Here is a 16370-nt window from a genome sequence, read left to right on the forward strand (position 1 = left end):
AACAGGGAGATTGATGACCATTGTCGGCAATTTTCAGTGCAGACGGGCATCTAATGGGAGAATGATGGCCGTTTTCGGTTAATTTCATTCGAACAGGCATCTTTTAGGATACCATTTTTTAGTAGACCTTCAATTTAATTTTTGAATATTTTTTCCTTTCCCCCCCAAAAAAAGCGCCACCACAGAGGTCGCTTCGCTTTCGTTTATTATGATTATGGATGCTTCTTGCGCGGTTTTAAATATAGCCCCAGTTCTTTTCTATCTCTAGACAAGGACCTATAAAGCGAAAGCATCATTAATATGATAATGATTGAAAATGGAAAGGCAGCTGAGATTAATGCATTTTGAAGAGCCATTAAACCGCCGCTAAATAATAGAATTAACGTTACGGCTGATTGTGCTATTCCCCAGGTTAATTTAACGGTATTTGGCGGTGTTAGTGATCCATTGGTTGTTAGCATGCCAAGAATGTTCCTTTCTATATATAAGGTTAATCTCCAATCAGTTGGTGTTTTTCTAACTTACATTAATCTCCCATAAAACGCATTTGCTTATTCACTTTTGGAATTCAATGTTTGAGCACTTTCCAAAATTCCCATTTTTACTTAAATCCAATTTCTCCAAAAGTTGCTGAGCTTTTTTCATGTAACGTGTTCCTACTGTTTCTTGTTGACTTAATTTAAGGCACACTGTAAGATACATCTAAAAATTCAATCTAAATTAACTGATAATCTAGCAGAATGATTGCGAGGAAAATTTATGAGTTCCAGTAATGCTTTATTAATAAATTCACGAAAAAAGGGGATCATCCTAGTCCTTATCGGGGCTCTCCTGTGGGGAGTTTCCGGTACCGTTGCCCAGTTTCTTTTTCAGCATCAAGGTTTTAGTCCCGAGTGGCTCGTAGTAACAAGGCTATTAATATCTGGAACTCTTTTACTAGGCATCGCATATAAAAAAGAGAAACATAGAATCTGGGCTATATGGAGGGTTAAGCATGATGCTTTCAGTATTATCCTCTTTGGAATCCTTGGAATGCTGGCTGTTCAGTACACATTTTTCGCGGCCATCCACCACGGAAATGCAGCGACCGCTACGGTTCTTCAATATTTAGCTCCAGTATTGATTATGTGCTATTCGGCCTTTCGTTCGAAACGAATGCCTACTCTAATGGAAGGTTTCGCGTTAATACTTGCCATTACCGGCACGTTTTTGCTTGTAACGAGAGGGAGTCTCCATACACTTTCTATATCTGGTCTAGCCCTTTTTTGGGGTCTGACCTCAGCTGTTGCTTTAGCCTATTATACGCTTCAGCCTCTTAAGCTTCTTGCTAATTGGGGATCCGCCATCGTGGTAGGCTGGGGAATGTTAATTGGCGGCATTTTCTTTAGCTTCATTCATCCTCCATGGGTTTTCGTGGGAGAGTGGTCTTTGCCGTCTATTTTTGGAGTTGTATTTATTGTAGCTTTTGGAACAATTATTGCGTTTTATTGCTATTTAGAAAGTTTAAAGTATATTAGTGCTTCAGATACGAGTTTACTTGCCTGTGCAGAGCCATTAACAGCCGCATTCTTAGCCATCGTTTGGCTTCATGTTACATTCGGCTATGCCGAATGGCTCGGAACTATTTGTATTTTGAGTACGATTGCGCTACTGTCGGTTAAAAAAGAAAAAAGACCTGTGCAGGTGATGGAGAATGTGAAATATAATGTTCATCAATAATAGTAAGGACCGACCATATTTGGGCGGTTTTTTTTGTTGGACAGCTTCCGCACTTCCTTCAAAAACCTGTCCAATAAACCCAACTTGTTGGACAGCTTCCGCACTTCCTTCAAAAACCTGTCCAATAAATCCAACTTGTTGGACAGCTTCAGCACTTTCTTCAAAAACCTGTCCAATAAACCAGACTTCTTGGATAGCTTCAGCACTTTCCCCAAAAACCCGTCCAATAAACCAGACTTCTTGGATAGCTTCAGCACTTTCCCCAAAAACCCGTCCAATAAACTAATTCCTAAGATAATGAAATCACAATACCTATCCATCGAACCTGTTGTTTCCTTTTATTTCTTTCGTATATACACAAACTGCCTTTTTGACGGTTACCCCTTTCTTTTCCACGGAGGATCGGCTCGATCGTGTAAAGTTCGGTTGAGTTTGTATATCCCCCAAGGAATAACCGATGTCATGGCGGCAAGGAGGATTGTAGGAATGGATGGAATTCTATCGATGATTACGTTCCACATTCTTGTATTCTCTCCTTTCTATTTTACTGTTTCAATGGAAGCACCGATTTGTCTTATCTTGAATTTGACCTGAACGTCAATTTTACTTTTTTCAAAGTAGTTCTTCCCTCTGTCCCAATCTTTTTCGAGCTTTGTCCAAGTTTGGTGATGCTCCTCTTTTAAATGACTTCCTAAACCAAGGACATCAGCCTTATACTCTTTTTGGACTTTTTCAATCGTTTGAAGAATAATTTGTTCGATTTCCTTGGATGTTTCTTCTTCAAACGTGGCTATTGTTGATGGGTTTGCTAATTTTTGATTTCCGAATGATTCACCAACATTCCCTTCTGCTTCTAATTCGATTATAAATTGAATTTGGTCTAAGTCTGAAACACTCGCTTTCATGTTACTTTTACCACTTTTAATTTCAACAGTTACAAACTGGTCATCCATCACAAGATCTATTGATGCACTTTTAACCTCGCCTATGATAAAGTTTAAACCCAATGTTTCTCTTTCATTTAAGGTTCCTATCATTTTTAGATCCTCTGAGTTAAAAACAGCTGCTCCAGAAATCCTTGCATCCTTTTCATTTACAAAAATTCTTGGAACGACAAAGCTCTTTCCTTTTAATAAATCGCTATGAATTTCGCCTATATTTGTAAATGGTAAAAACCTAGCTGATTTTTTAACATTTTCACTGATAGAATTAATAAACATAATAGGAAGTTTTTCGTTTTGTGCATTTATTTCCAACGCCCTTTTAGCCTCCCCTTCCGTAATTACTACCTTTGCCGCCCTCCGCATTTCATGATCACGAACAAAAATATCTAAGGCATCATAAAGATATCCCTTTTGGGCAAGCTCTTCGGAAAGCAGGATAACCTTTAGATGCTGCATATATGGAATGCGGCTTGTTTCAGAAGCCATTTGTCTTGTTATTTGAAAAATGGTTTTTCCTTCTGAAGTAAGATTAAGGTATGGTTTATCGCCAGACGCTCCATTGTTTGTTTGCTTGCCTCCACTTGAATTTCCTTGAATATTCCCGGGTACTACAAATTGATAGGTCAACCGATAATTTTCTTTTCGCTTACCTTCAATTTTTATATCACTCTCTTGATCATTAGCAGTATCAATAGCAGCACCAATTACAAAGCCCCTCTCTTCAATTTCAACCCTATCCCAACAGCCAGCCAATAATAATACAAGGACCGTAACCAACAGACTTTTTCCTATTTTACCCATCCGCTCTCACCCCGCGAATCGTAGCAATGACAAGTAAAACGAATGGGATGACTGTACTAAATATGATCCCCGCATAGCCAATCCATTCCCCAAAAGCAGAAATCTCAAGAAAGTTTTGCGGAGTCATGGCAATGATAAAAATCAATGGCGATATGATAAAAATTAGTATCATTCGATCTGCCTTTTTAAAAATAGAACTTAACGCTAATAGGGTAATATCTAAAGCCATGGCAGCTGTGCTAAACAGGGTCATTACCCAAATGGTGAAAAATATAGATTCAAATCTTTCAAAGAACCCTCCTGGTATTTCAACCACCTTTGCTAATTCTGCTGTTGGATATAACGTGTTAGCTGCCACTTCCACCCCAAACACACCAATGACGAATACAAATACGAGTAAATATAAAAACAGCGGGATGCTCATTCCAATCATAGCTGCCTTTTTTGTATTTTTTGGATTATTTATATAAGTGTTGTAAAATAAGAGAATTTCAAAGCCTAAGAATGAAAAAACTGTTTCCTTTGACCCTTTTAAAATGTCCTTCCAGCCTGTAATAAAAAATGGCTTTATATGTTTATAATCAAAAAAACCAATATTCATTATGATCAAAATAAGAACGATAAGTAATACTACAGGCATGAACATGAGATTCACACGGAGAAGAACTGCACTTGAATCTGAAACAGCATAGATAACAACTAATAAAAAGACAAAACAAATGACTTCAACAGGAGTCCGATCAAATAAGTATAATTTGGAAATGTCAGCAACTCCTCTCGTCTCATAACTAACAAAGAGCATCGTGAACATTGAAAATAATAAGGTCAGGATTGTTGCAACTGGTTTATTAATGATTAGAGACGTAAACTCATGGAAATTCTTCTTTGGAAATCTAGCGAGCAATGTGGCTAATACCCCTACAAAACAAATAGCAGTAACTCCCCCTAACACAATAGATATCCAACCATCTATTGAATTTGTGGCTTTTACAATTGTCCGAGGGAGGGTAAGGACGCCAAATCCAATGACCATATTTGCAACTGCCATCATAACTTCTTTTCTGCCAACTTCTCTGTCACCATATTCAAAGGATTTCATGATTGCTCATCCCCTTTATTTGCTCGAGTGTCATCCTCTGTCTGTAAATATTGCGGCCTTTTTGTCAACAGTGTAATAGGAGCACGAAAAACGATATCCTTCCAATCATCCTTAAATGTCGGCGAATACGGAGCAGAATATGGGATTCCAAAACTCGTTAATCTAGCGATATGAGTGCTAATCATAATATAAACAAGAACTATGCCGTAAAGTCCGAAGAATCCCGCTGCAAGCATTGTGCCGAATCTCAGTATCCTAAACGCAATACCCGCACTGTAGGATGGAATGGCAAAAGAAGAAATAGCTGTAACAGCAACAACCATGATCATAATGGGACTTACGATACCAGCTTGTACGGCTGCATCCAATTACTAAACCTCCGACAATTCCAATCGTTTGGCCAATTGGTTTTGGCAGCCGAACCCCTGCCTCTCGGAGCAGCTCCAATGTTGCTTCCATCATAAATGCCTCGATAATTGCCGGGAAAGGGACACCTTCTCTAGAAGCAGCAATTGAAAAAGCTAATTTTGAAGGGATCATCCCTTGATGGAATGACACCAAGGAAATATAGATAGCCGGTAAAAAAATCGCAAAAAAAGCGGCAAAAAATCTTAGTATTCTCAGCAATGACCCGATAAACCAACGTTCATAATAATCTTCTGGAGATTGAAAGAGTGACACTAAGGTCGTTGGGGCAATTAAAACAAAAGGGGTACCATCTAATAGGATCGCCACCTTCCCTTGTAAGAGGGCGCTTGTTGTCTTATCTGGTCTCTCAGTGTGAAGCACTTGTGGAAAAGGAGACAAAAAGCTATCCTCAATCCACTGCTCAATTGTTCCACTTTCAGGAGCATCATCAATATCGATTGCCTTTAGCCTTCTCTTCACTTCAGCCAGAATATCCGTATGAACAATCCCTTCAACATAGCATACGATCAGATCTTTTTTTGATCGCCTGCCAACCTTATAAGATTCGAAGCGAAGATTTGGATCCCGTATATGCCTGCGGATCAGCATTGTATTAGTCCGAATATTTTCGTTGAATCCTTCCCTTGGTCCTCTTACTAATGATTCAGTTGCTGGTTCTTCTATTGATCGTTTCTCCCATCCCTTGCTCCCAACAATCAATACTTTATTCGTGCCGTTAACTAGTAATGCTGTGTCCCCGGACAAGATAGCCAACATCACCTGATCAAATGTATCTGCAGTCTGAAGTCCATCATTAGATATAACCCCATTCTTCAGTTCTTTTAAAATATCTTCTCCAGATGTTGGAATGTCCTCTTTCACATTTGGAATGCCAAGTTGAATATTTTTAATAATTTGGTTATTTATGATGTCTTTATCTACTAATCCATCAATACAAACGATGGCACACCTATGTTCACTATTACCTAAAGTGAAAACTCTTTGTATGAGATCATCCGGTGAGTTTAATAACCTTTTAATGCTGTCAAGATTTGCCTGGAGATTTGAGTAAATCGTACTTGGAATATCTCCTTGCTTATGATCAGTAAGCTTCCTTTGACTTTTGAATGGTTTTTTAAATAATTGCCTAAACATGCCGATGTCCTCCATGGAAAACAAAAAGGGATATACTCCCTCGTTGTGGAAAGATAAACATATCTTCCCCAGGAAAAACAAGGATATGTGGAATTTCATACACTTAGTACTTTGGAAGGATAACAAAAGGACAGTCCATAGATTTGAACTGTCCTTTTTTACTATATTAAAATGTTCAAAGCCCTTCTTTACCTTTTTTCAACATGTAGGCATCGCCGAGGAATTATGTTTAATCATGCTTTGGTCGTAAGTGGCAAACGAAGATGACTATGAATGGATAAGTTCCCCATCCTGTTCGTATAAATTTTAGTCAAGGAATATTATATTAATAAATCGTGGTGTAAAGATGAATACTAAATTATTAAGTGCTCTTGCCGAGCCAAATCGATTAAGGATTGTTGAATCCTTAGAGACGGCCCGCTTTCCATGAAGAAATTGCAGACCGCTTCAGATTCACTAGCTATTGGCATCTAAACATTAAGTGGGCATTATAAATCAGGTGGGGTGGAATTTTATGCTGAAGCAAATCATTGAATCTATAAGCTCCATCCAGAACCCTTTAGGCATTTAACATTTAGTTAGAACAGTATCGTGAAATCTGGGAAGAAAATCTCAAAAGTTTGGAACCTCATCTAAAAGAACTGCAAAATAAAACACAATCATTGGAGGAATAAAATGTTTACAATAACCGAAATCACTCATACATTCAACGCTCCTCGTGAGCTTGTATTTAAAGCATTTACCGAATCAGAACATTTGCAGAACTGGTGGGCCCCAAAAGGATGGACTTTTGAGATTTCTAAGTTTGAGCTTCGCCAGGATGGTGTCTTTCATTACAGTCAGACATCTCCTGACGGTAACGTAATGTGGGTCAAATTTATTTATCATGAAATAAATGCTCCAGAGAAACTCGTTTATACTTCTTTCTTTTCTGATGAGATTGGTAACATCGTACGTGCTCCTTTTAACAACAACTGGCCTCTAAAAATTAGCAATACTTTTACATTTACTGAGTTTGAAGGAAAAACAATTCTTACGATGATTGGGACTCCTGTATCTCCAACTGAGGAAGAAATTAAAACTTACGAGGAGATGCAAGAAATAGTTCATGAGGGCTTTTCAGGAACCTTCGTTCAACTGGCTAATTACCTATCAAATATTTCAAGAAACTAAAATAGGTCGATATAGAACAAAGTGAAAAGTCCTCTATTCAATGATATGTTTATTTAACTGTTAATTTAAGAAAATCATTTCCTATATCACCTTATGATTTACCAGTTTATTATTTTGAGCTAACCGTTTCTGCCAAACAATTGTTACTAACATTGTCAAAACTAAGAAAAATAGACCCATAATGAATGGATAGATTATATTAACATCATATAACATTCCGGCCAGTGTTGGCCCGAGAACATTCCCGATACTCATGTAAGCATTATTCATTCCCATTGCGAAGCCTTGTTCATTCCCAGCCATTTTGGAGATAAGGGTATTTAGGACGGGACGAAGAACAGAAGTGGCAAGGAAGATTAAAAGAGTAATCCCAAAGAAAAGTGCATATGAAGACGCAAACAAAGAGAGAAGGAAACCAATTGCTGCTACTCCTAAAAAAATATTTAGGACAACACCTTCTCCATAAAGACTAACGATCCGATCAACTACGAAAAGCTGCACAATGACGCTTACAATACCCGTAGATGTTACCATCATCGCAATTTGCTGCGGAGTTGCACCAAATTGATTATCAACAAATAGACCAAGAACTGATTCGAATGCCATTAATCCAAAACTCATTACGAGCGTTATAATCAACGGAATAAAGTAAGGCATCTTCACAGATCGAATCATTTTTCTAGCCATGGATTCTTCATCTTCGGAAAAATCCTTTATTTCTGATGTTTTACTTTCCTTTAGGATATAGATGGAAAATAATACGGCAACAAGTGATACAAGTGCAGAAATCAAAAGTGGAACCTTTAATCCAAAATCCGCCAAAAAACCGCCTACGCCCGGGCCAATAACAATACCTAGTGACATTGAGGCTGATACTAAGCTATTTCCTTTTGCTCGTTGATCCAACGTAGTAATATCCGCTATATAAGCAAAAATAGCCGGTACGAGCAATGCTGCGCCAATGCCTCCAATGATTCGAGAAGTATATAGCCACCAAATAGAATCAAAACCATAAAATACAAACATTGAAAGCGTCAGCCCTATTAAACCATAAATAATCATCTTTCTGCGTCCGTATTGATCAGCCCATTTCCCTGCAATCGGAGAAAAGATTAATTGTGCTCCTGCAAATAGTGCAATCATTAAACCCGCGGCTGTACCACCTTGATTAATGGATTCTAAATACGCAGGCAAAATTGGGATAATAATCCCAAAACTTCCAATAGCAATGAACATATTTATCATCAATATCAATATTTTTTTCCGTTGTTCTGCATTCATGATTGTTACCCTCTCATTCTCTATTACATGTCAACCTAATAATTAACTTCACTTATTACCTGAGTTGATTCACCTTGGAAAGAACTTTTCTGCTATTCAAGACAAATAATAATTTTTACATTAATACTAGGCAATTGTCAATAATCCGATATCCTTTTTATGATCAGCCAAACTAGCTTGTTGTTCCAAATCGCTTAGCGTTTCTGGCTCGAGCACGTTCCGCTTCGATTTCACGATTGCGCGGGTCGGCACTCGTTTCAAGGGAGCAAAATAATTCCCTAGAAATTCTTGCTACCTCATTAACCGCACGATTAAACGCTTCATCGTTCACCTTTGACGGTTTGTTAAAGCCTGTTATCTTTCTTACGTACTGAAGAGCTGCTGCGTAAATTTCTTCTTCGGTAGCTGGGGGATCAAAATTAAATAAGGTTTTAATATTTCTGCACATAAGTTTCTCCTCTTTCTTTCATTAATAACTACTTCCCATTCTACAAATGGCGATGAATATCCTTTTATTCTCAAAATGCATTATTTAGAAAGGAACTGATCCGAGTAGTAATTCGTTCCGCAAATGGGGGCTTTGAAATGCAGCTAAAATAGCAAAAACGCCCAGATCATGTGCTCGGAGCGTTGATTTATTCAATACTTCACTATTACTTTGCAAAAGTTTAACGGACTCCCATTCCGCTATTTACTTAAAATCCCCCAACTTCCAAATGTGAACGAACACCAGTGCCGTTAATCGATGAAAATCATACAAAATTAACACTTTTGAACCTTATTAACGGAACCTTAGTCCGATAAGACTATGAAATAAAGGTGATTTTGTGAAATAGCGGAACCACAGTCCATAATTTTCCTCAACCTGAACAATTCGATGAATTTACTACTTCTATTTCCATATTAAATTTAAGGTTAGATTCTACCTTGTCTGGGACCAGACACCACATGACAAAACTAAGCAAAGGCGGAACTTCTACTCCTGCTCTCGATTCGCCGTCTGATCCATAGCATCATCGGCACCTTCGCCCGCCTTGTTGCCTAGTGCACCGCCAGCAATAGCGCCCGCAACTGTGCCAAGCGGACCTAACACAGAACCCACTGCAGCACCAGCAGCAGCACCGGCTCCCGTTCCAAGTGCCTCACCAGCATCGATGTCATTACGATTTCGCTTTTCGTCTGCCAATTATTTCACCTCCATGTTTGGGAAGTGCTATTGCTTTCACAATTAAACACATCCCTCAAATGTATTTTGCACTTCAATTTGTACTATTAATTAAAAATCATCTAATTAACTTCTGGTAAGTTTAGTCACTAAACTTTTCGCATTGATTTGAGCCAAAGTGTACTTGTTAAATTGAAAGAACGCTTCAAATTTGAAGCGTTCTTTCTATCTTCATTTATTCCTTTGCTAACATTCCTTGTGCCGGAGCTTTCATATTGTAAATTGGCAAAATGACGAGAAGGCCAATAACAAATAGAACAGCTGCAAACTCGAACATCGTAACAATCGATGTCATTTCTTTTAGGATACCTGCCAAACTCATTGTTATTACCATAGCCCCACTGAAAAGCGGACTTAATGTTCCATTAACTCTTCCAATGAATTCAGATTGGGTATTTTGAAGGATTAGCGTATTAATCCCAATTTGGATGCATGGAAAGAATAAACCGTTCACAAATTCTGCTCCAAGCGTAAGCGGTAAATTAGTAGAGAAACCAATCACACTCATCCCTACAGCATTTGCTAGCATACCAATGACCAATAGTTTTTGCGGCGGAACAGACTTTGAGAACATAACTGAGATCGCTCCACCTACTATCATCCCGATTCCGTTTGCCATTAATAGCCATTGTAAGCTTTCTTTTGCTAATTCCAATCGTTCTGTCACGAGAAAAATGGATAAAGGGTGGATCAACCCAATCGCAAGCCCTGCAGCCATAAAACAAAGTCCAAGAAGCTTCAATTCCTTTTTGGCAAGAACATAACGAATTCCGCTTTTCATTTCTTCCATTAAAGTCGATTCTTTCTTTTCGCTTTCCATCGAATGGTCAGCTGGAATAAAGGCTAGCATGACTGCGGAAAGGAGGAACGCAACGCCAGTAATGGCAATGGACACATCTATTCCAAATTGCTGGAATACAAACGTTCCAAGCACAGGTCCAAAGACCATGAAAACGGCAAAAATCGTTTGGTAGATGGACATGGCCGATTGGATCAATTTTTCATCCAAGTGCATTTTAAATAATTTCATTCCTGACGGCTGGGAAAATTGCGATAAAATGGCTGAAATTAATGTAGCGAAGAAAATGATTTTCCAGGAGCCGATCACTAGAGTGATTAATACGGCAAATACGGAAACCGCACTTAATATATCACACCAAATCATCGTTCTCTTTGGCCGCCAGCGATCGGCGAATGTCCCGCCAATAAAGGAGAAAATAAAGATTGGAGCAAACTCGGCAACAGATATCATCGAAACGGCAAAGGCATCTCCATTTGTTTTTTCCATGACGAATAGAAGAACAGCAAAATTTCGAACCCAAATTCCGATTTGAAGGAATAAGGATGATAGAAAAATAGCCTGAACAAAACGGTTTTTAAATAATTGTGACATAACATTCCTCATTTCTAGTAGTGAGAGGTAGGATAGGAGGAAAAAGGCGAAAGCACCGATTTCTTGTTTGAAACCCCTTTTCAATAATTACTTAAAGACGCAAAAGACTCCCATCCGCCATGTTTGGATAGGAGTTCATCTAAAACCATAGAAAAAGACATAGTACGGCTGTACTACTGCAACGATCATCTTTTTTCTATAAAAGTATAGACTAATCCCATTCAAATATGACTTCGCAATTTACGAATGTACGTTTGAAAACAGGATTAGTAGATCATCGCCCTATGGTCACCCTCTCGTGTAATGTGTTAATATCGTACACAATTTCATTCTAGGTTTCAAGCACTTATTTAATTTTTTTACAAAAAAAGGGTAAATTATTTACAAAAGACAGTTCTTGACATGAAACCAAATGGTTTTATATAATTCAAAAAGAGAAACCAAATGGTTTTATATTAACTAGAAAGAAGGATTATGACTATGCAAACTAAAGTAGCGGATATTAAGAAGACTATTGTATTTGAAGCGCCCATTCAAAAAGTATGGGAAGCCGTATCAACAGCAGAAGGCATTGCATCTTGGTTCATGCCAAATGACTTCCAGCTAGAGGTAGGCCATGAATTTCATATACAATCTCCATTCGGGCCATCTCCGTGTAAAGTATTGGAAATTAATGCTCCGAATCATTTATCTTTTTCTTGGGATACAGATGGCTGGTTTGTTTCTTTCGATTTAAAGGATTTAGGAGATAAAACTGAATTTACAATGGTTCATGGCGGCTGGAAACAAACAGATGAAATTGTACCTAAAGCCGGAAGAAGTGCAGCCGAAATCCGCGATACAATGAACGGCGGCTGGGAGGCGCTTGTTAAACAAAAACTACGCAAAGTTGTGGAAGGGTAATGTCAGCTTTACAAAAGTATGATGTTTTCCAGGCGATTGCCGATCCAACTCGCAGAGAAGTGCTTAAGTTATTGGCAGAAAAAGAACGGCCCATTTCAGAAATTACTGCCCATTTCTCCATGAGCCGAACGGCAATTGCAAAGCATCTACACGTGTTGTCAGAAGCAGAACTTGTAAGCGGGCAAAAAGTAGGTCGAGAAAAGCGCTATAGTCTGCAGCCCGAATCGTTCACAGAATTAAAACAATGGCTCGCCTACTTCGATCAGTTCTGGGATAATAAGCTATCGATGCTAAAATATCTCGTTGAAGGTCAAGAGAATGAGCGCGGGCACGATTGAGGCAAAAAACCCGATTCTTTTAAAACAGAATCGGGTTTATGCATGATTATTCAATCTATTTTTTCAAAGGGAAATGACAGGCTGCAAAATGTCCATCGAGATGTTCCATTAGTTCAGGTTCCTTTTGCTTGCAAAGATCTGTTGCATACGGACACCTAGTATGAAAAGTACAGCCGCTTGGCGGATTTGCAGGGCTTGGCAAATCTCCTGTTAGCCTAATTTGCTTCTTCTGAAACTCTGGATTTGGTCTTGGTATAGCAGACAGCAGAGCCTCGGTATACGGGTGTGAAGTATTTTCAAATAAGGAATCACGGCTTGCAATTTCAACAATTTTCCCTAGATACATAACTGCAATTCGATCACTAATATGTTTTACAGCTGGTAAACCATGTGCAATAAATATATATGTTAGGTTGTATTTCTTCTGTAAATCCTTTAAAAGATTTAAGATTTGAGATTGGATTGAAACATCAAGTGCAGAAACTGGCTCATCACAAACGATCAATTTAGGATTTAATGCCAAAGCACGGGCAATTCCAATCCGCTGTCTTTGACCTCCACTAAACTCATGTGGGTACCTATTATAATGATGTTCGCCAAGACCAACGACCTCAAGTAATTCTATCACCTTTTGCTTAATCTCTTGACTTGAAGAATAAACCTTATGAACCTTTAATGGTTCACCTATTAACTGCCCAACAGTCATCCTTGGATTGAGGGATGAAAATGGATCTTGAAAAATAATCTGAAGATCGCGGCGAATTTTTCTAATTTGTTCTTTATTCAGGTCATTTAAGTTCTGATTATTAAACCAAATTTCGCCTTCAGTAGGTTCTAACAGTTTCATAATCATTTGTCCTGTTGTAGATTTTCCACAACCAGACTCTCCTACAATACCAAGTGTTTCACCTTGTTTCACAAAGAAGTTAAGGCCATCAACAGCACGGACTGTTGTTTTTTCACTTGAAAAGAATCCTTTGCTTGAGATGAAATGTTTTTTCAGCCCTTTGACTTCAAGAAGTATTTTCTCTTCAGTATTTACCGACATGCCATAACCTCCTTACGTATTAAAACAGCGTTTTTTATGAACTTCGTTTATTTGTTCCAATTTTGGCTTACTTAATTTACATTGTTCTGTTGCTAATGGGCAACGAGGATGGAAAGCACATCCTGTAGGCATTTGAAGAGGATTAGGTACAGAACCGGTAATCGAATCTAAATATTCCTGCTGGACTTCAAGCTTCGGAATGGAGTTAATTAAGCCTTCTGTATATGGATGCTTCGGATTTGCAAAGATTTCTTTAACTGGCGCTTCTTCCACTACTTCCCCTGCATACATAACAACTACTTTATCAGCCATTTCAGCTACCACACCTAGATCATGAGTAATCAGAATCATACCTGTATTTGACTCTTCTTTTAATTCCTTCATTAAATCTAAAATTTGTGCCTGAATCGTCACATCTAGTGCAGTAGTTGGCTCATCAGCAATCAATAATTTCGGATTACAAGAAAGTGCCATAGCAATCATTACCCTTTGCCTCATTCCACCTGAAAGCTGATGAGGGAAATTATTGACTACTTTTTCCGCATTTGGAATCCCAACTCGGTTTAGCATATCAATGCTTTTTTCCTTTGCTTCACTTTTAGAAAGATTTTGGTGGACTCGAAATACTTCGCTCATCTGATTTCCAATTGTAAAGACTGGATTCAATGAAGTCATCGGCTCTTGGAAGATCATAGCAATTTCATTTCCGCGAATTTTCCGCAGCTGCTTTTTATTTATCGTTGTTAAATCCTTATCTTCAAAACCAATTTTACCGCCTGTAATCTTGCCTGGAGAAGAAATCAACCCTAGAATCGATAATGATGTTACACTTTTTCCACAGCCAGATTCACCAACGACAGCCACGGTTTCTCCTTTATCTACCGAGAATGTTACGTTATTTACTGAATTAACTATGCCGCCTTCAGTTTTGAATTGTACTTGTAGTTCTTGAATGTCTAATAGTTTAGTTGTCACAAAACCACCCTACCCCTTCTTCGCTTTCAAACGAGGATCAAGTGTGTCTCGCAGCCAGTCACCTAGGAAAATGATTCCCAGGACCGTAATTGTAATGGCTATGCCTGGGAATGTTGCGATCCACCAGCTTGTAGCTAAATATTCTCTTCCGTCACTTAACATTAGTCCCCATGAAACATCAGGAGGCTGTATGCCTAATCCTAAAAAGCTTAATGAGGCTTCCAAAATGATTGTAGAGGCGACATTTAGAGTAGCAATGACAATAAAGGATGAAATAATATTTGGCAAAATATAAGTCGCTATGATTCGGCTATCCTTTGCTCCGATTGCCTTAGCTGAACGAACAAAGTCCCTTGCCCTAATGCTTAATGTTTCACTTCGTACCATTCTTGCATAAGTGACCCAAGTAATTCCGCCTAATACAAGAATTAAGGTTGGTAGACTTGGACCCAAAATCGCTAAAACAATTAACATAAATAGAATATTCGGGATTGCCAAAAAGGAATCTACTAATCTCATGATGATTGTATCTACAATTCCACCGTAATAACCAGATATTAACCCCATTACCATTCCGATCAAGCCCGCTAATAAAACGGCTGAAAATCCTACTAATAATGAAACCCTTGATCCATAGAGAATTCTGCTCAAAATATCTCTGCCAAGGTTATCTGTCCCCAAAAGATGGCCAGCGACAGCGCCATCCATCCAAAAAGGGGGTTTCAGCCTGTTTGCTACATTTGTGACCGCAGGATCAAATGGTGCAAGGAGAGGTGCGAAAATTGCTCCTATTACAACTAGAATTACAATTATTAATCCTACTGTTCCTGTTTTACTTTTTAACAATTGGGATAAAAACTTAGAAAATCTTCCTGCTTCTTTAGTTTTACTTAGATTTGAAGCGTTTATTTTTTCCATATGAGTTGGTAAAGACATGAAATCCCCCCTATACTTTAATCATATTTAATTCTTGGATCTAGAAAACGATAAGCTAAATCGGCTAATAAATTACTGAAAATAACAAACAATGCAATGATAAATGTTGCTGCTTGAACTACTGCCATGTCACGGGCATTCACTGATTGTATTAAAAGCTGACCCATTCCCGGCCACGCAAATACAGTCTCAGTAATAAGTGTTCCTCCAATTAAAGTTGAAGTTTGCAAGGCCATAATCGTAATAACAGGAATTAAGGCATTACGCAGCCCATGCTTATTAATAACGATTGCTTCAACCAAGCCCTTTGCTCTAGCCGTTCGAATATAGTCTTGTCCCAAGATATCAAGCATGCTTGAACGAATTAATCTGGTCATCTGTGCTGCTATTCCAGCTCCTAAAGTTATTGCTGGCAAAACAAGATGGGCCATCGTTCCTCTTCCTGACACTGGGAACATGCCTAAAGTAACTGAGAATAATAAAATAAGCATGATTCCTAACCAGAAGTTAGGCATTGCTTTTCCAAGCACAGAGCCACCTGTAATAAATAAATCCAAGAAAGAATTTCTTCTTGTTGCAGATAAAATTCCTAACGGGACAGAAATAATGATCGCAACTACCATAGAGGCAGTTGCCAATTCTAATGTCGCAGGCAAACGATCCAGAATGATAGGAAGTGCAGCCTCTTGATATTTGAATGAATTTCCAAAATCCCCTTGAACAAGATTACTTATAAAAACTCCATATTGCACAAGGAGAGGTTTGTCTAAGCCTAGTGCACGGGTTAATTCTTCGCGTTCTTCTTCTGTAGCATCCATTGGTAATGCTAATGTAACAGGATCACCCGTTACATTAACGAGTATAAAAACAATTAATGTAATTAAAAACAGAACAGGTATGATCTGTAATATCTGTTTTAAAAGAAATTTCTTCATCCTTTCACCTCATTGTAAATGTCGTATTGCCCTTAGG

General features: G+C 38.4%; 14 protein-coding genes and 2 pseudogenes. 4 read left to right on the forward strand and 12 right to left on the reverse strand.

Translation table 11 applies throughout. The features are described from left to right. Positions 1-212: 212 nt before the first annotated feature. A pseudogene (locus V7122_RS09895) lies at positions 213-470 on the reverse strand (BCCT family transporter); the annotation flags it as partial. Between the two features lie 289 nt (positions 471-759). Here V7122_RS09895 and V7122_RS09900 point away from each other — a divergent pair. Then, positions 760-1719 (forward strand): DMT family transporter, encoded by a 960-nt coding sequence (locus V7122_RS09900; protein ID WP_335345777.1) that lies wholly within the window; start codon positions 760-762, stop codon positions 1717-1719. Positions 1720-2258: 539 nt separating this feature from the next. On the opposite strand, the gene V7122_RS09905 is transcribed toward V7122_RS09900, so the two are convergent. The 3 genes and pseudogenes from V7122_RS09905 to V7122_RS09915 form a co-directional block, all read right to left on the reverse strand. Then, a complete protein-coding gene (locus V7122_RS09905) occupies positions 2259-3464 on the reverse strand; it encodes a Ger(x)C family spore germination protein (RefSeq protein WP_335526482.1) in 1206 nt (401 codons plus the stop codon). Continuing rightward, positions 3457-4563, reverse strand: a complete 1107-nt coding sequence (locus V7122_RS09910) for a GerAB/ArcD/ProY family transporter (RefSeq protein ID WP_335353473.1) — start codon at positions 4561-4563, stop codon at positions 3457-3459. The genes V7122_RS09905 and V7122_RS09910 overlap by 8 nt, the downstream gene beginning before the upstream one ends. Continuing rightward, positions 4560-6225, reverse strand: a pseudogene (locus V7122_RS09915) (spore germination protein). Before V7122_RS09915 ends, V7122_RS09910 begins: the two are co-directional and overlap by 4 nt. Before the next feature lie 576 nt (positions 6226-6801). On the opposite strand from V7122_RS09915, the gene V7122_RS09920 reads away from it, so the two are divergent. After that, a complete protein-coding gene (locus V7122_RS09920; protein ID WP_335353474.1) occupies positions 6802-7299 on the forward strand; it encodes an SRPBCC family protein in 498 nt (165 codons plus the stop codon). An 81-nt stretch (positions 7300-7380) separates the two neighbouring features. Here V7122_RS09920 and V7122_RS09925 read toward each other — a convergent pair whose 3' ends face one another. The 4 genes from V7122_RS09925 to V7122_RS09940 all read right to left on the reverse strand — a co-directional run bounded on the left by V7122_RS09925 (position 7381) and on the right by V7122_RS09940 (position 11210). Next, positions 7381-8580 carry an MFS transporter gene (locus V7122_RS09925; RefSeq protein ID WP_335353475.1) on the reverse strand — a complete coding sequence of 400 codons (1200 nt, stop codon included), beginning with the start codon at positions 8578-8580 and terminating at the stop codon, positions 7381-7383. Between the two features lie 172 nt (positions 8581-8752). After that, positions 8753-9028 carry a DUF2277 domain-containing protein gene (locus tag V7122_RS09930; protein WP_335353476.1) on the reverse strand — a complete coding sequence of 92 codons (276 nt, stop codon included), beginning with the start codon at positions 9026-9028 and terminating at the stop codon, positions 8753-8755. A 528-nt stretch (positions 9029-9556) separates the two neighbouring features. Beyond that, complete coding sequence (locus V7122_RS09935) at positions 9557-9766, reverse strand: hypothetical protein (protein ID WP_335353477.1); 210 nt, start codon at positions 9764-9766, stop codon at positions 9557-9559. Positions 9767-9980: 214 nt separating this feature from the next. After that, positions 9981-11210 carry an MFS transporter gene (locus tag V7122_RS09940; protein WP_335353488.1) on the reverse strand — a complete coding sequence of 410 codons (1230 nt, stop codon included), beginning with the start codon at positions 11208-11210 and terminating at the stop codon, positions 9981-9983. 462 nt (positions 11211-11672) lie between these two features. Between V7122_RS09940 and V7122_RS09945 the strand changes: the two genes are divergently transcribed. Both V7122_RS09945 and V7122_RS09950 read left to right on the forward strand, forming a co-directional pair. After that, entirely contained in the window at positions 11673-12101 is a 429-nt protein-coding gene (locus V7122_RS09945) for an SRPBCC family protein (protein ID WP_335353478.1), read from the forward strand. Continuing rightward, complete coding sequence (locus tag V7122_RS09950; RefSeq protein ID WP_335353479.1) at positions 12101-12439, forward strand: ArsR/SmtB family transcription factor; 339 nt, start codon at positions 12101-12103, stop codon at positions 12437-12439. The genes V7122_RS09945 and V7122_RS09950 overlap by 1 nt, the downstream gene beginning before the upstream one ends. Positions 12440-12494: 55 nt before the next feature. On the opposite strand, the gene V7122_RS09955 is transcribed toward V7122_RS09950, so the two are convergent. The 4 genes from V7122_RS09955 to V7122_RS09970 are packed head-to-tail and all read right to left on the reverse strand — an operon-like array spanning position 12495 to position 16333. Further along, positions 12495-13487 (reverse strand): ABC transporter ATP-binding protein, encoded by a 993-nt coding sequence (locus V7122_RS09955; protein WP_335343819.1) that lies wholly within the window; start codon positions 13485-13487, stop codon positions 12495-12497. A 12-nt stretch (positions 13488-13499) separates the two neighbouring features. Beyond that, complete coding sequence (locus V7122_RS09960; protein ID WP_335526485.1) at positions 13500-14462, reverse strand: ABC transporter ATP-binding protein; 963 nt, start codon at positions 14460-14462, stop codon at positions 13500-13502. A gap of 9 nt (positions 14463-14471) precedes the next feature. Next, positions 14472-15398, reverse strand: a complete 927-nt coding sequence (locus V7122_RS09965; protein WP_335526487.1) for an ABC transporter permease — start codon at positions 15396-15398, stop codon at positions 14472-14474. A gap of 17 nt (positions 15399-15415) precedes the next feature. Beyond that, positions 15416-16333 (reverse strand): ABC transporter permease, encoded by a 918-nt coding sequence (locus V7122_RS09970; protein ID WP_335526489.1) that lies wholly within the window; start codon positions 16331-16333, stop codon positions 15416-15418. Positions 16334-16370: the final 37 nt, after the last annotated feature.

Source organism: Bacillus sp. JJ1532 (genome assembly GCF_036965085.1).
GTDB lineage: Bacteria > Bacillota > Bacilli > Bacillales > Cytobacillaceae > Cytobacillus.

Bases quoted from the DNA above. Each gene is read 5' to 3' on its own strand.
- V7122_RS09940 (WP_335353488.1), bottom strand. From the start codon at position 11,210: ATGAGGAATGTTATGTCACAATTATTTAAAAACCGTTTTGTTCAGGCT.
- V7122_RS09900 (WP_335345777.1), top strand. From the start codon at position 760: ATGAGTTCCAGTAATGCTTTATTAATAAATTCACGAAAAAAGGGGATC.
- V7122_RS09945 (WP_335353478.1), top strand. From the start codon at position 11,673: ATGACTATGCAAACTAAAGTAGCGGATATTAAGAAGACTATTGTATTT.
- V7122_RS09970 (WP_335526489.1), bottom strand. From the start codon at position 16,333: ATGAAGAAATTTCTTTTAAAACAGATATTACAGATCATACCTGTTCTG.
- V7122_RS09905 (WP_335526482.1), bottom strand. From the start codon at position 3,464: ATGGGTAAAATAGGAAAAAGTCTGTTGGTTACGGTCCTTGTATTATTA.
- V7122_RS09930 (WP_335353476.1), bottom strand. From the start codon at position 9,028: ATGTGCAGAAATATTAAAACCTTATTTAATTTTGATCCCCCAGCTACC.
- V7122_RS09920 (WP_335353474.1), top strand. From the start codon at position 6,802: ATGTTTACAATAACCGAAATCACTCATACATTCAACGCTCCTCGTGAG.
- V7122_RS09965 (WP_335526487.1), bottom strand. From the start codon at position 15,398: ATGTCTTTACCAACTCATATGGAAAAAATAAACGCTTCAAATCTAAGT.
- V7122_RS09955 (WP_335343819.1), bottom strand. From the start codon at position 13,487: ATGTCGGTAAATACTGAAGAGAAAATACTTCTTGAAGTCAAAGGGCTG.
- V7122_RS09950 (WP_335353479.1), top strand. From the start codon at position 12,101: ATGTCAGCTTTACAAAAGTATGATGTTTTCCAGGCGATTGCCGATCCA.
- V7122_RS09925 (WP_335353475.1), bottom strand. From the start codon at position 8,580: ATGAATGCAGAACAACGGAAAAAAATATTGATATTGATGATAAATATG.
- V7122_RS09910 (WP_335353473.1), bottom strand. From the start codon at position 4,563: ATGAAATCCTTTGAATATGGTGACAGAGAAGTTGGCAGAAAAGAAGTT.